This is a genomic window from Bacillus sp. 204(2023), assembly GCF_037027505.1.
Lineage (GTDB): Bacteria > Bacillota > Bacilli > Bacillales > Bacillaceae > Bacillus > Bacillus subtilis.
Map to the genome: position 1 here is coordinate 262,035 of NZ_JAXCHE010000002.1, position 14,640 is coordinate 276,674.

Below are 14,640 nucleotides of genomic sequence, written 5' to 3' on the forward strand. Positions count from 1 at the left end.
TATAACACTCTAAAAACAATTTCAATTCATCCTGATAAAAGGTGGGACCAACACAATATGTTTCAACACAAGACAGTACTTCTTCGTGAAACCGTAGACGGACTTAATATTAAACCAGACGGTACATATGTAGACTGCACACTCGGCGGAGCTGGGCATAGTACATACTTATTGCAGCAGTTATCCGAGAAGGGGCGTTTAATCGCTTTTGACCAAGATGATACGGCATTACAGCATGCTAAAGAAGTGTTGTCCGATTATAAAGGACAGCTCATTCTGATTAAAAGCAATTTCAGGTATTTAAAAGAATGTTTGAATGAACAAGGCATTACAGAAGTAGACGGCATTTTATTTGATTTAGGGGTGTCCTCTCCGCAGCTGGATACACCGGAGCGCGGATTCAGTTACCATCATGACGCACCGTTGGACATGAGGATGGACCAGTCGGCTACGCTTTCGGCGAAAGAAGTCGTTAATGAGTGGCGCTATGAGGATCTCGTCCGTATTTTCTTTAAATACGGAGAAGAGAAGTTCAGTAAACAGATCGCCAGAAAAATTGAGGAGGCAAGAATGAAGTCTCCTATTCAAACTACGGGCCAACTGGTCGATCTAATAAAAGACGCGATTCCCGCTCCAGCAAGAAGGAGCGGGGGACATCCCGCTAAACGCGTGTTTCAGGCAATCAGAATTGCCGTAAACGATGAACTTAGGGTGTTTGAAGAAGCTTTGGAGCAGGCAATTGAGGTTCTGAAGCCAGGGGGCAGGGTATCAGTCATTACCTTCCACTCGCTAGAAGACAGAATTTGCAAAACCACTTTTAAAGAAAAGTCGTCGCTTCCGGAACTTCCTCCGGGGCTTCCTGTTATACCGGAAGAGTTTGAACCGGAGCTGAAGCTCATCACACGAAAACCGATTACGGCATCTCAAGAAGAGCTTGAAGAGAACAACCGGGCTCGTTCTGCCAAGCTTCGGATTGCTGAAAAAAGAAAATAACGAAACGCGAACGCAAAATTAAAAGGAGGTCATCAGCCTATGAGCAATTTAGCTTACCAACCAGAGAAACAGCAGCGGCATGCGATCAGTCCTGAGAAAAAAGTGATTGTCAAGAAAAGGGCTTCCATTACTCTCGGAGAAAAAGTGCTTCTTGTCCTCTTTGCTGCGGCGGTGCTCAGCGTATCGCTTTTGATCGTATCGAAGGCGTATGCGGCATATCAAACCAATATTGAGGTTCAAAAGCTTGAGGAGCAAATTTCATCCGAAAATAAGCAAATTGGTGACCTCGAAAAAAGCGTTGCTGATTTAAGCAAACCGCAGCGCATTATGGACATTGCGAAAAAGAACGGCTTGAATTTAAAAGATAAAAAAGTGAAAAACATACAGGAATGATTCAAATGCCAAAAAAGAATAAATTTATGAATAGAGGAGCAGCGATTCTAAGTATTTGTTTCGCTCTCTTTTTCTTTGTCATCCTGGGGAGAATGGCATATATTCAAATAACCGGAAAAGCGAACGGCGAAGTGCTTGCGACAAAAGCGACAGAGCAGCATGAAAAGAAACGGACCATCGAAGCGAGCCGCGGCTCGATTTTAGACCGAAAAGGAAAAGTCATAGCAGAGGACACAGCGACGTATAAACTGATTGCGATTCTCGATAAAAAAATGACCACTGATGTCAAGCATCCTCAGCATGTTGTAAACAAAGAAAAAACGGCGGAAGCATTGTCTAAAGTGATAAACTTGGACAAGGCCGACATCCTTGATATCTTAAATAAAGATGCAAAACAAGTCGAGTTTGGCTCAGCTGGCCGGGATATTACGTATTCACAAAAGCAAAAAATTGAAAAAATGAAACTCCCGGGCATTTCATTTTTGCGGGATACAAAACGCTACTATCCAAATGGTATTTTCGCATCCAATTTAATCGGCTATGCCGAGGTTGATCAAGAAACAAATGAAATTTCCGGCGCGATGGGATTAGAAAAAGTGCTGGATAAGTATTTGAAGGAGCGCGACGGATATGTGACATATGAAAGCGACAAATCCGGCTGGGAGCTCCCGAACAGCAAAAATAAAATTACAGCGCCAAAAAATGGTGACAATGTATATTTAACCATTGACCAGAAAATTCAAACCTTTTTGGAAGACAGCATGACAAAAGTAGCGCAAAAGTATAATCCGAAAAAAATCATGGCCGCAGTTGTCGATCCGAAAACGGGCAAAGTCCTTGCTATGGGACAGCGCCCAAGCTTTGATCCGAACAAGCGCGATGTGACAAACTACTATAATGATTTGATTTCATATGCGTATGAACCCGGATCAACGATGAAGATTTTCACACTCGCTGCTGCAATGCAGGAAAATGTGTTTAATGCGAACGAACAATATAAATCAGGAACATTTGAAGTTGGCGGAGCACCTGTTAAGGATCACAATAACGGAGTAGGCTGGGGTCCGACAACATATCATGACGGCGTCCTAAGGTCGTCGAATGTCGCTTTTGCGAAACTGGCGAAAGAAAAGCTGGGATATGACCGCCTCAATCAATATTTGCACAAATTCAATTTTTACCAGAAAACAGGTATTGATTTACCAGGAGAAGTCTCCAGTAAAATCAACTTTAAATATGAATTTGATAAGGCGTCAACTGCATACGGCCAAGCGTCTGCGGTCACACCAATTCAGCAGCTTCAGGCTGCGACGGCAATTGCGAATGACGGTAAAATGATGAAACCTTATGTGATTGACCATATCGTTGACCCAGATAAAGATAAAACTATTTATCAAAATAAGCCGGAATCAGCCGGAACTCCGATTTCTGCAAGCACTGCGAAAAAGGTGCGGGATATATTGGGAGAAGTCGTTACATCGAAGATCGGAACAGGGCAAGCTTATAAAATCGAAGGTTTTGATGTTGCTGGGAAAACAGGTACTGCGCAAATAGCCGGTAAAGGCGGATATTTAGACGGCACAGATAACTATATCTTTTCGTTTATGGGTATGGCACCAAAAGATGATCCTGAGCTTTTAATTTATGTTGCTGTACAGCAGCCGCAGTTAAAAGCAGGACAGAGCAGTTCAGAACCAGTATCTGAAATCTTCAACCCAACAATGAAAAACAGCCTGCACTACCTAAACATTGAACCAACTGAAAAATCTGACTCAGATAAGGAAGAAACAAAAGCGCAGACAATGCCTGATTTAACAGATCAAACGGTAGCTGCTGCTCAAAAGAAAGCAAAAGAGGAGAATCTCACACCAATTGTCATCGGCAGTGAAGTCGCTGTAAAAGAACAGTATCCGAAAGCGGATGAGGAAGTTCTCACCAATCAAAAGGTCTTCCTGAAAACGGGCGGCAAAATCAAAATGCCTGATATGACAGGGTGGTCGAGAAGAGAGGTTCTGCAGTACGGCGAGCTCGCGGGAATTCATATTGAAGTAAACGGGCAAGGCTACGCTGTCAGCCAAAGTGTTAAGAAAGACAAAGAAATCAAAGACAAAACCGTAATCAAGGTTAAGTTTAAAAATCCTGATTAAAAAGAAAGCTTGCGTTATGCAGGCTTTCTTTTTTTATGCCTTCAGAGGAGCATCGTTCTACCTGTCCAATTTCAGGCATAAAATGAAACAAGCCTAAATAAGGAGTGAACGGTCTCTTGCGCGTCTCGAATGTAACGGTTAGAAAACGTTTATTATTTGTTTTGCTTTTTGGCGTGATCGTGTTTCTGATCATTGATACAAGGCTGGGGTATGTTCAGTTTGTGATGGGCGAAAAACTGACTTCGCTGGCGAAAGATTCCTGGAGCCGGAACTTGCCGTTTGAGCCGGAGAGAGGCGAGATTCTGGATCGGAATGGTGTGAAGCTCGCAACAAATAAAAGTGCGCCGACCGTATTCGTCGTGCCGCGCCAAGTTCAGAATCCGATGAAAACGAGCAAGCAGCTTGCGGCGGTGCTCAACATGTCAGAAGAAAAAGTATATAAACATGTGACTAAAAAAGCGTCAATCGAAAAGATCACTCCTGAAGGGAGAAAAATTTCAAATGAGAAGGCGAAGGAAATCAAAGCGCTTGATTTAAAAGGTGTGTATGTTGCGGAGGACAGTATCCGTCATTACCCGTTCGGCAGCTTTTTATCTCATGTGCTTGGATTTGCAGGAATTGACAACCAAGGACTCCTTGGACTGGAAGCCTATTACGACGATGATTTAAAAGGGGAAAAAGGTTCTGTTAAGTTTTATACAGATGCCAAGGGGAAGAAGATGCCTGATGAAGCGGATGACTATACGCCGCCTAAGGATGGGCTTGATATGAAGCTGACGGTTGATTCAAAGGTCCAGACGATAATGGAAAGAGAGCTTGATAACGCTGAGGCCAAATATCATCCGGACGGCATGATTGCCGTAGCCATGAATCCGAAAAACGGAGAAATCTTGGGGATGTCTAGCAGGCCTGACTTCGACCCTGCTGATTACCAATCTGTTGATCCGTCCGTCTACAATCGAAATCTGCCAGTATGGAGCACGTATGAACCGGGATCTACCTTTAAAATTATTACACTTGCAGCAGCCCTTGAAGAGCAAAAAGTAAATTTGAAACGGGATCAATTTTATGATAAAGGGCATGCGGAAGTGGACGGAGCGAGACTGCGCTGCTGGAAAAGAGGCGGGCACGGGCTGCAGACGTATCTGGAAGTTGTGCAGAACTCCTGCAACCCGGGGTTTGTTGAATTAGGCGAGCGCTTAGGAAAGGAAAAGCTTTTCAAATATATCAAAGACTTTGGTTTTGGACAAAAAACGGGGATTGATCTCCAAGGCGAGGGAACAGGCATCTTATTCCCGCTTGAGAGAGTGGGCCCTGTGGAGCAAGCAACTACGGCTTTCGGACAGGGAGTATCCGTCACACCGATTCAGCAGGTTTCAGCAGTATCCGCCGCTGTAAACGGAGGAACGCTCTACACACCTTATATTGCAAAGGAATGGATCGATCCTGTTACGAAGAAAACGGTCAAAAAACAATCACCAATCGCAAAGAAACAAGTCATTTCTGAGGAAACATCCAAACAAATCCGCTATGCTCTAGAAAGCGTCGTCGCAGAAGGAACAGGCCGCAATGCATTTGTAGAAGGATATCGTGTCGGAGGAAAAACGGGAACTGCACAAAAGGTTAAAGATGGAAAATACCTTGAGAACAACCATATTGTATCATTTATCGGTTTCGCGCCAGCTGATGATCCGAGTCTAGTCGTCTACGTTGCGGTGGATAACCCGAAAGGCACGATTCAGTTTGGCGGAACGGTTGCAGCGCCTATTGTCGGAAATATTATGAGAGACAGTCTGCCGGAACTTGGTGTGAAGCCCCGGAAAAATCAAATCGAGAAAAAATACCAATGGAACGACACAAAAACAATAGAAGTTCCGAATGTTGTAGGGATGTCTGTCTCAGATCTTGAGTCACTATTGGTGAATCTCAATGTGGATGCTTCCGGGAAAGGGAGCAAAATCGTTAAACAATCGCCAGCTGCCGGAACGAAAGTAAAAGAAGGCTCAAAGATACGCGTGTATTTGACTGAAGAAGATGAAAAGGAGGCAGCCGATTGATTCGGGCTGCCTATTCTTTTATTGCAGAAAAAATGCTGATATCTTTCAAGATTAGCTGGATGTATCCTTTTATTTACGCTAAAATATGAACTGTATGCTTAAAATCATTACCACATCATTTGATGTGACTTCAATGATAAAAAGAACGAATTAGAATGTTGAGAGGTTTGATACGATGAAACTTACAAAGCTGCTTACATACTTAACAACCGAACCTTCTGTAAACGACTCACAAGACCCTGAAATAACTTCAATTGAGATGGACTCCAGAGAAGTAAAGAAAGGGAGTCTTTTTGTATGTGTAAAAGGGTATACGGTGGATGGCCACGATTTTGCGCAAAAAGCAGTAGAAAACGGCGCAGCGGCTATTGTGGCAGAAAGAGAGGTCGATGTGAATGTTCCTGTTATTATTGTCCGGCAGTCACTTCGCGCGCTCAGCGTTTTGTCTGATGCGTTTTACGGACAGCCGACGAAGAAGCTTCAGCTGATTGGGATAACAGGGACAAACGGCAAAACATCAACGACCCACATGGTCGATGAGATTCTGAAAAAAGCGGGAAAACGCACAGGCTTGATCGGTACAATGTACATGAAAATCGGAGACGAAACACTTCCTGTTAAAAACACGACTCCGGAAAGCGTCACGCTGCAGAAAACGTTTAAGAAAATGAATGACAAGCACGTTGACACTGCAATCATGGAGGTTTCTTCCCACGCTTTGTCTTTAGGACGCGTCCATGGCTGTGATTATGATATTGCCGTGTTTACGAATTTAACACAGGACCATCTGGACTATCATAAAACGATGGATGAGTACCGGCATGCAAAAAGCTTGCTCTTTTCCCAGCTTGGCGGAGCTTTCAACCATGAACATCCAAAGCGTGCCGTCCTGAATGCTGACGATGAGGCGAGCGCTTATTTTGAAAAGGTAACAGCTGCGCATATCTCTACATACGGAATTAAAAACGATGCTGATGTGATGGCGAAGAACATCAGTATCACTGCACAGGGCACAAGCTTTGATCTCGTGACAAACAAAGGCACGAAGCACATCACGATGTCTCTCGTCGGACAATTTAATGTGTATAACGTGCTGGCCGCTGTTGCGACATGTATTGCAGCAGGCATACCGTTTGAAATCATCACTGAGGCTGTTGAAGAATTGCATGGTGTAAGGGGACGTTTTGAATTGGTCAATCAGCAGCAGGAGTTTCCTGTCATTGTAGACTACGCGCACACACCGGACAGCCTTGAAAATGTGCTGGAGACATGCAGAGACATGACGGAAGGAAAGCTATTTGTCGTTGTCGGCTGCGGAGGAGACAGAGATAAGACGAAGCGCCCGAAAATGGCTAAAATTGCTGTGGAGCTGGCTGACGAGCCGATTTTCACGTCAGATAACCCGAGAAGCGAAGATCCTCGCGCGATTTTAAGAGATATGGAAGCAGGAGTAGAGAACGCATACTATCACAGTATTGCAAACCGCGAGCAGGCGATCTTTTTCGCAATTGCCAATGCCAAAAAAGGCGACGTTGTCCTCATTGCCGGAAAAGGACATGAAACCTATCAGCAGATCGGAAATGAAACTTTCGATTTTGATGATGCTGAAGTAGCGGCGAGAGCCATTGTTGAACTCAATAAGAATAAGACGAATTCATAGGAAAGAGATGTTACTGAATAATGGAGCTTGAAAAGATTTTTCATATGGAAAAAAATCATGAATATGATAACTACGTATGTCGTTTGAAAGAAACAGGAGGAGAAAAGGACAATGCTTGAGCAAGTCATTCTGTTTACAATTTTAATGGGGTTTTTAATTAGTGTTCTGCTCTCTCCGATTCTTATTCCGTTTTTAAGAAGATTAAAATTCGGCCAGAGTATTAGAGAAGAAGGACCGAAATCACATCAGAAAAAATCAGGGACACCGACAATGGGCGGGGTCATGATCATACTTTCTATCATAGTGACAACAATTGTGATGACACAGAAGTTTTCAGAAATAAGCCCCGAAATGGTGCTGCTTCTGTTTGTTACGCTAGGCTACGGTTTGCTTGGCTTTTTAGATGATTACATCAAGGTTGTCATGAAGCGCAATCTTGGATTGACATCAAAGCAAAAGCTGATCGGACAAATTATTATTGCAGTTGTATTCTACGCCGTGTATCATTACTACAATTTTGCGACGGATATTCGCATTCCTGGAACTGACTTATCATTTGATCTTGGCTGGGCTTACTTTATCCTTGTGCTCTTTATGCTAGTCGGCGGATCAAACGCAGTTAACCTGACTGACGGCCTTGACGGGTTATTATCCGGTACTGCGGCGATTGCCTTTGGCGCCTTTGCCATTCTGGCATGGAATCAGTCTCAATATGACGTAGCGATTTTCTCAGTTGCCGTTGTCGGTGCAGTTCTGGGCTTCCTTGTATTTAATGCTCATCCGGCCAAAGTTTTTATGGGAGATACGGGATCGCTTGCATTGGGAGGAGCCATCGTTACCATTGCCATTTTAACGAAATTAGAGATCCTGCTGGTTATCATCGGCGGTGTATTCGTTATCGAGACATTATCTGTTATTTTGCAGGTCATCAGCTTTAAAACGACAGGTAAACGAATCTTTAAAATGAGTCCGCTTCATCACCATTATGAGCTTGTCGGCTGGTCTGAATGGAGAGTAGTCGTGACGTTTTGGGCTGCGGGACTTTTGCTTGCCGTTTTAGGAATTTACATCGAGGTGTGGTTATAAGTGGAAAATGATCAATTTTTACAGAAACAGCATTTTTTAATCCTTGGGCTTGCGAAAAGCGGATATGCGGCGGCCTCCATTCTTCATGAAAAAGGCATTTATGTTGCAGTCAATGATCAAAAGCCTTTTGAAGAAAATGAACCGGCACAAAAGCTTTCTGAAAAAGGAATCGAAGTTGTTTGCGGAGAGCATCCAGTTTCTCTGTTTGATCAGCACCAAATTACGATTCTGATCAAAAACCCGGGAATTCCTTATGAAAATATTATGGTTCAGGAAGCGGAGAAACGAGGCATTCCGGTTTGGACGGAAATTGAGCTCGCTTACTACCTGACCAGCGCCAAGTTTATCGGTATTACCGGATCGAACGGTAAAACGACCACGACAACGCTAATTTACGAAATGCTCAAAGCTGACTCGCAAAAAGCACTGATTGCCGGAAACATCGGCACAGTCGCAAGTGAGGTTGCCTATCATGCTGATGGAGATGAATGGATCGTTACTGAACTGTCTTCGTTTCAGCTGATGGGAACACACGCTTTCAGACCGGAAATCAGCCTGATTTTAAATGTATTTGACGCCCATCTGGATTATCACCATACGCGTGAAAACTATGAAAAAGCGAAACAGAAAGTGTACCTTCATCAGACTGCTTCAGATAAAGCTATTGTCAACCAGGATGATGAAACCGTCGTGCGTCTTGCTGAAGCCGGAAAAGCCGAAATCGTCCCATTTTCAGTCAGCAAAACGCTTGAACAGGGCGCATATGTAAAAGACAGTATGATTATGTTTAACGGCGAAGCTATTCTTCCTCTGGAAGAGGTTGTACTGCCCGGTGCTCATAACCTGGAGAACATTTTAGCAGCTATTGCAGTTGTGAAAACGGCAGGAGCATCCAATGAGGCGGTTAAAAAGGTGCTGACAAGCTTTACTGGTGTGAAGCACCGCCTCCAATATGTCACAACTGTGAATGGCCGCAAATTTTATAACGACAGTAAAGCAACAAACATTCTGGCGACAAGCAAGGCGCTTTCAGCTTTTGATAAGCCGGTCATTCTGCTTGCGGGCGGACTGGATCGCGGAAATGGTTTTGATGACTTGAAACCTTATATGAAGCATGTCAAAGCAGTGCTTACATTTGGCCAGACGGCGCCAAAACTCGAGAAACTCGGCAATGAACTGGGAATACAACATGTCAAACGTGTCGATAATGTTGAACAAGCAGTATCTGCGGCGTTTGCGCTCTCAAATGAAGGAGATGTCATCCTGCTGTCACCCGCGTGTGCGAGCTGGGATCAATTCAAAACATTTGAAGAACGCGGTGACATGTTTATAGATGCCGTGCATATGCTTAAGTAAGGGCTTGTCTTGAAGTAAATCGGCAGCCCTAATGACTTTAAGCTTGGGGTGTCGATTGCTTTGACTACTAAAAAAACATCGCCTGATTTGTTATTGGTCATCATTACGTTATTATTATTAACAATCGGATTAATTATGGTGTACAGTGCGAGTGCGGTATGGGCGGATTATAAATTTGACGACTCATTTTTTTTCGCGAAACGGCAGCTTTTGTTTGCGGGAATCGGCGTCATTGCTATGTTTTTTATCATGAATGTCGATTATTGGACTTGGAGGACATGGTCCAAATTGCTGATGGTTATCTGCTTTTTCCTTCTGGTGCTTGTTTTGATACCGGGCGTCGGAATGGTGCGGAACGGTTCAAGAAGCTGGATCGGAGTCGGAGCATTCAGCATACAGCCTTCAGAGTTTATGAAGCTTGCGATGATTGCATTCCTTGCTAAATTTCTCTCTGAAAAACAAAAAAACATCACATCGTTCAGACGGGGGTTCGTCCCCGCACTTGGCATCGTGTTTTCAGCATTTTTGATTATCATGTGCCAGCCTGACCTCGGAACGGGGACAGTAATGGTCGGAACTTGTATTGTCATGATTTTTGTAGCCGGCGCGCGGATCGCCCATTTCGTCTTTCTCGGGCTGATCGGCCTTAGCGGATTTGTCGGGCTCGTACTATCGGCTCCATATCGGATTAAGCGGATTACCTCATACTTAAATCCATGGGAAGACCCGCTCGGAAGCGGATTTCAGATCATTCAATCGCTTTATGCAGTGGGACCCGGCGGGTTGTTCGGAATGGGGCTCGGACAAAGCAGACAGAAGTTCTTTTATCTGCCTGAGCCGCAAACAGACTTTATTTTCGCCATCTTGTCAGAGGAGCTGGGCTTTATCGGGGGAACACTTATTTTGCTCCTCTTCAGCGTCCTGCTGTGGAGAGGAATTAGAATTGCGCTTGGTGCCCCTGATCTGTACGGAAGCTTTGTCGCAGTCGGTATTATTTCAATGATTGCCATTCAAGTCATGATCAATATCGGCGTAGTCACGGGCCTGATTCCTGTAACAGGCATCACGCTCCCGTTTTTGAGCTACGGAGGCTCTTCATTGACTCTGATGCTGATGGCAGTCGGTGTGCTGCTGAATGTAAGCCGCTACTCGAGGTATTAACGAATGTATGTCCAAGCTTCCTGTTTAACATGAAGCTTGGAAACAATTGATGCGATAACCCTGTCCAACAAAACAGGGTTATCGTTATGTTATAGAGAAACTTAGACTGGGGGAAAAGAAATGCGAATTGCAATAAGCGGAGGCGGTACAGGGGGACATATTTATCCTGCGCTTGCTTTTATTAAAGAAGTGCAAAGACGTCATCCTAATGTGGAATTTTTATATATCGGAACAGAAAACGGGCTGGAGAAAAAAATTGTTGAGCGGGAGAATATACCGTTTCGTGCAATTGAAATTACAGGATTTAAAAGAAAATTGTCATTTGAAAATGTCAAGACTGTGATGCGTTTTCTGAAGGGCGTCAAAAAGAGTAAATCGTATTTAGCGGAATTTAAGCCCGATGCCGTAATTGGAACGGGCGGTTATGTATGCGGGCCGGTTGTTTATGCCGCTGCGAAAATGGGAATTCCGACTATTGTCCATGAACAAAACAGCCTGCCGGGCATCACGAATAAGTTTCTTTCAAAATATGTTAATAAAGTAGCGATTTGTTTTGAAGAAGCGAAATCACATTTTCCTAGCGAGAAAGTTGTATTTACGGGAAACCCGAGAGCCTCTGAAGTCGTCTCAATAAAGACGGGACGATCAATGGCTGAATTTGGGCTTTCTGAAGACAAAAAAACGGTCTTAATTTTCGGCGGAAGCCGAGGCGCTGCACCGATTAACCGCGCTGTCATTGACATGCAGGATGCGCTGAAAACAAGAGACTATCAAGTGCTGTATATCACCGGTGAGGTTCACTATGAAAAAGTAATGAATGAGCTGAAAAGCAAGGGTGCCGCTGATAATATGGTCACAAAGCCGTTTCTTCATCAAATGCCTGAGTATTTAAAGGCCATTGATGTCATTGTGGCCAGAGCCGGTGCAACAACGATTGCCGAAATTACTGCTCTCGGAATCCCAAGTGTTCTGATCCCGAGTCCATATGTGACAGCGAATCACCAGGAGGTCAATGCGAGATCTCTTGGCCAGCATGATGCGGCGATTGTACTGAAAGAAACAGAGCTCAGCGGGGAGAAGCTGATTGAAGCGCTAGACCGGATTGTACTGAATGAGCAAACGTTAAAGGAAATGAGCGAACGAACAAAGTCACTCGGTGTTCCTGACGCGGCTGCCCGTTTATACAGCGTACTCGAGGAATTAAAAAAATAGTAGAAAAGCAAATGGAATGCGGAGGTTTACGATGGAGAAAGTGATACAGGAATTAAAAGAACGCGAAGTCGGCAAGGTTCTTTCAAATGAACCGCTCGCGAATCATACAACGATGAAAATCGGCGGACCTGCGGATGTATTGGTCATTCCAAGCAGTGTAGATGCTGTTAAAGACATCATGGACGTGATTAAAAAATATGATGTGAAGTGGACAGTCATCGGCCGCGGATCAAATCTTCTTGTTTTAGATGAAGGAATTAGAGGCGTAGTAATCAAGCTGGGTGCGGGTCTTGACCACTTGGAGCTTGAAGGGGAGCAAGTAACAGTCGGAGGCGGTTATTCAGTGGTCCGCCTTGCTACATCATTGAGCAAAAAAGGCCTGTCCGGTTTGGAATTTGCTGCCGGCATTCCAGGATCAGTCGGCGGAGCGGTTTATATGAATGCCGGCGCTCACGGTTCTGATATGAGCGAGATCCTCGTCAAAGCGCATATTTTGTTTGAAGACGGAACGATTGAGTGGCTGACAAATGAGCAGATGGATTTCAGCTACAGGACATCTGTACTGCAAAAGAAACGCCCGGGCGTTTGCCTTGAAGCTGTTTTGCAGCTGGAGCAGAAGGATAAGGAATCAATCGTTCAGCAAATGCAAAGCAATAAAGACTATAGAAAAAATACACAGCCGTATTCAAGCCCTTGTGCGGGAAGCATATTCAGAAATCCGCTTCCGAATCATGCCGGGAACCTTGTAGAAAAAGCAGGCTTGAAAGGATATCAAATCGGCGGTGCAAAGATATCGGAGATGCACGGAAACTTCATCGTCAATGCGGGAGGAGCATCAGCAAAAGATGTGCTTGATCTCATTGACCATGTGAAAAAGACAATCCGTGAAAAATACGAGATTGATATGCACACAGAGGTTGAAATCATCGGCGGAAATCGCTGATTCAAGTTCTGACTGAAGCTGTTCATATGATATACTGTAAGCAAACGACAAACGGCATCATAGTATGCCGTTTGTTTTGGAATAGACAGACTTTTAACAGCTGTTTCATTTGAATGAGGTGAACAGGCAATGAACCCGGGTCAAGACCGAGAAAAAATCGTTAACATTGAAGAGCGGATCCCTAAAATTAAAGAGCAGAGGAAACAAAAGGCAAACCGCCGTCTCATTTCATTTATTATGTTCTTTTTTATTATGGTGCTGATCATTGTGTACCTGCAAACACCAATCAGTAAAGTATCAACAATCTCTGTTACAGGGAATGAAAATGTATCAAAAAAGGAAATTATCGACCTTTCCGATATTAACAGCGGAGATACTGAGTTTTGGAGTTTGGACAAGCAAAAAACAGAAAAGAAGATTCAGCAAAATAAATTAGTGAAAAAAGCAGAGATCAGCAAATCGCTTCCTAATAAAATCAACATTGCAATCGAAGAATATAAAGCGATTGCTTATTTAGAAAAAGACGATGTGTACTATGAAGTGCTTGAAAACGGCTCAGTTCTGCCAAACGAAGTAACGCCGGATGATGCCGGACCGATTTTAGTGAATTGGACAAACGCGAAGAAGCGGTCTCAAATGGCCAAGCAGCTCGATGCGTTGTCAAATTCGTTAAAACAGTCGATTTCAGAAATTTATTATACGCCTGTAAAAATGGATGAAAACCGTATTAAGTTGTACATGAACGACGGTTATGTTGTTACTGCATCTATTAAAACGTTTGCAGACCGAATGAAGACGTATCCTTCTATCATTTCTCAGCTAAGCAGCAATAAAAAAGGAATCATTCATTTAGAAGTTGCCACCTATTTTGAAGAGTTTGGGAAAAACGATAAAGCTGCTAAAAAGGAAGATGAAAATTGAGGGGCAAATCAGCAGTCCTTCTTTCCTTGATTATGCTTATCGCAGGCTTTTTGATTTCATTTTCTTTTCAAATGACAAAAGAAAACAACAAAAGCGCGGCTGAGACGGAAGAGTGGAAAAAAGAATATGCGCTGAGAGATGAACTTCTGAAACAAGAGAAAGAAAATAAGAAGCTTGAAAAAGAATTATATCAAAAGCAAAACAAAGTCCGCCAGGCGGAAAATAAGCTGAAGAAAGAGAAGACGGAATACTATAATGTCCTCGAAGATACAGAAAAATACAGGATGTATATTGGGGAAGTCGGTGTGCAGGGAGAAGGCGTTGAGGTGACATTGGAAGATGCGTCATACATACCGGAAGGGGAGAATGTGAATAGTTACATCGTTCACGAAAGCCATATCTTCCAAGTAGTAAACGAACTGTATATCTCAGGAGCGGCGGCTGTCGCCGTTAATGGGCAGCGTTTGACGCATGATTCGTATATCAAATGCAATGGTCCTGTGGTAACGGTAGACGGGGTGCAGCATCCCGCTCCGTTTACGGTATCCGCTATTGGAGATCCGGATGTCCTGCTACCCTCGTTAAATATCGCAGGAGGCCTAATTGATCAGCTGTCAATGGATCATATTTCTGTTTCGGCAGAACAAGAGAAAAACGTACAAATGAAACCGATTCTGAAAACGAAGGAATGACTGAAAAAGCGGGTGAAAT

At 43.8% G+C, this 14,640-nt stretch carries 12 protein-coding genes; all 12 read left to right on the plus strand.

Annotated features, from left to right (window positions below; translation table 11 throughout):
- Window positions 1-57 precede the first annotated feature (57 nt).
- The gene (gene rsmH, locus WA279_RS05830; protein WP_014479723.1) at window positions 58-993 is read left to right on the plus strand and encodes a 16S rRNA (cytosine(1402)-N(4))-methyltransferase RsmH; all 936 of its coding nucleotides are present in this window, start codon (window positions 58-60) and stop codon (window positions 991-993) included.
- 39 nt (window positions 994-1,032) lie between these two features.
- Window positions 1,033-1,386 carry a cell division protein FtsL gene (gene ftsL / locus WA279_RS05835; RefSeq protein WP_003232200.1) on the plus strand — a complete coding sequence of 118 codons (354 nt, stop codon included), beginning with the start codon at window positions 1,033-1,035 and terminating at the stop codon, window positions 1,384-1,386.
- A gap of 5 nt (window positions 1,387-1,391) precedes the next feature.
- Window positions 1,392-3,533 (plus strand): penicillin-binding protein 2B, encoded by a 2,142-nt coding sequence (pbpB, locus tag WA279_RS05840; RefSeq protein ID WP_442894660.1) that lies wholly within the window; start codon window positions 1,392-1,394, stop codon window positions 3,531-3,533.
- Between the two features lie 116 nt (window positions 3,534-3,649).
- Window positions 3,650-5,590 carry a stage V sporulation protein D gene (locus WA279_RS05845; RefSeq protein ID WP_015483201.1) on the plus strand — a complete coding sequence of 647 codons (1,941 nt, stop codon included), beginning with the start codon at window positions 3,650-3,652 and terminating at the stop codon, window positions 5,588-5,590.
- 175 nt (window positions 5,591-5,765) lie between these two features.
- Entirely contained in the window at window positions 5,766-7,250 is a 1,485-nt protein-coding gene (locus WA279_RS05850) for a UDP-N-acetylmuramoyl-L-alanyl-D-glutamate--2,6-diaminopimelate ligase (protein WP_003245326.1), read from the plus strand.
- 111 nt (window positions 7,251-7,361) lie between these two features.
- Entirely contained in the window at window positions 7,362-8,336 is a 975-nt protein-coding gene (gene mraY / locus WA279_RS05855) for a phospho-N-acetylmuramoyl-pentapeptide-transferase (protein WP_003232192.1), read from the plus strand.
- Window positions 8,337-9,692 carry a UDP-N-acetylmuramoyl-L-alanine--D-glutamate ligase gene (murD, locus tag WA279_RS05860; RefSeq protein ID WP_003232189.1) on the plus strand — a complete coding sequence of 452 codons (1,356 nt, stop codon included), beginning with the start codon at window positions 8,337-8,339 and terminating at the stop codon, window positions 9,690-9,692.
- A 60-nt stretch (window positions 9,693-9,752) separates the two neighbouring features.
- A complete protein-coding gene (gene spoVE, locus WA279_RS05865; protein WP_003244810.1) occupies window positions 9,753-10,853 on the plus strand; it encodes a stage V sporulation protein E in 1,101 nt (366 codons plus the stop codon).
- Window positions 10,854-10,973: 120 nt separating this feature from the next.
- A complete protein-coding gene (gene murG / locus WA279_RS05870; protein ID WP_336154636.1) occupies window positions 10,974-12,065 on the plus strand; it encodes an undecaprenyldiphospho-muramoylpentapeptide beta-N-acetylglucosaminyltransferase in 1,092 nt (363 codons plus the stop codon).
- Window positions 12,066-12,096: 31 nt separating this feature from the next.
- Window positions 12,097-13,008 (plus strand): UDP-N-acetylmuramate dehydrogenase, encoded by a 912-nt coding sequence (gene murB / locus WA279_RS05875; protein ID WP_327827833.1) that lies wholly within the window; start codon window positions 12,097-12,099, stop codon window positions 13,006-13,008.
- A gap of 129 nt (window positions 13,009-13,137) precedes the next feature.
- Window positions 13,138-13,929 (plus strand): cell division protein DivIB, encoded by a 792-nt coding sequence (divIB, locus tag WA279_RS05880; RefSeq protein WP_336154639.1) that lies wholly within the window; start codon window positions 13,138-13,140, stop codon window positions 13,927-13,929.
- Complete coding sequence (locus tag WA279_RS05885; protein ID WP_133954373.1) at window positions 13,926-14,621, plus strand: DUF881 domain-containing protein; 696 nt, start codon at window positions 13,926-13,928, stop codon at window positions 14,619-14,621. Before divIB ends, WA279_RS05885 begins: the two co-directional genes overlap by 4 nt.
- Window positions 14,622-14,640: the final 19 nt, after the last annotated feature.

What these genes read in the sequence shown, in the direction of transcription:
- rsmH (WP_014479723.1), top strand. Translation starts at nt 58, where the DNA reads ATGTTTCAACACAAGACAGTACTTCTTCGTGAAACCGTAGACGGACTT.
- ftsL (WP_003232200.1), top strand. Translation starts at nt 1,033, where the DNA reads ATGAGCAATTTAGCTTACCAACCAGAGAAACAGCAGCGGCATGCGATC.
- pbpB (WP_442894660.1), top strand. Translation starts at nt 1,392, where the DNA reads ATGCCAAAAAAGAATAAATTTATGAATAGAGGAGCAGCGATTCTAAGT.
- WA279_RS05850 (WP_003245326.1), top strand. Translation starts at nt 5,766, where the DNA reads ATGAAACTTACAAAGCTGCTTACATACTTAACAACCGAACCTTCTGTA.
- mraY (WP_003232192.1), top strand. Translation starts at nt 7,362, where the DNA reads ATGCTTGAGCAAGTCATTCTGTTTACAATTTTAATGGGGTTTTTAATT.
- murG (WP_336154636.1), top strand. Translation starts at nt 10,974, where the DNA reads ATGCGAATTGCAATAAGCGGAGGCGGTACAGGGGGACATATTTATCCT.
- murB (WP_327827833.1), top strand. Translation starts at nt 12,097, where the DNA reads ATGGAGAAAGTGATACAGGAATTAAAAGAACGCGAAGTCGGCAAGGTT.
- divIB (WP_336154639.1), top strand. Translation starts at nt 13,138, where the DNA reads ATGAACCCGGGTCAAGACCGAGAAAAAATCGTTAACATTGAAGAGCGG.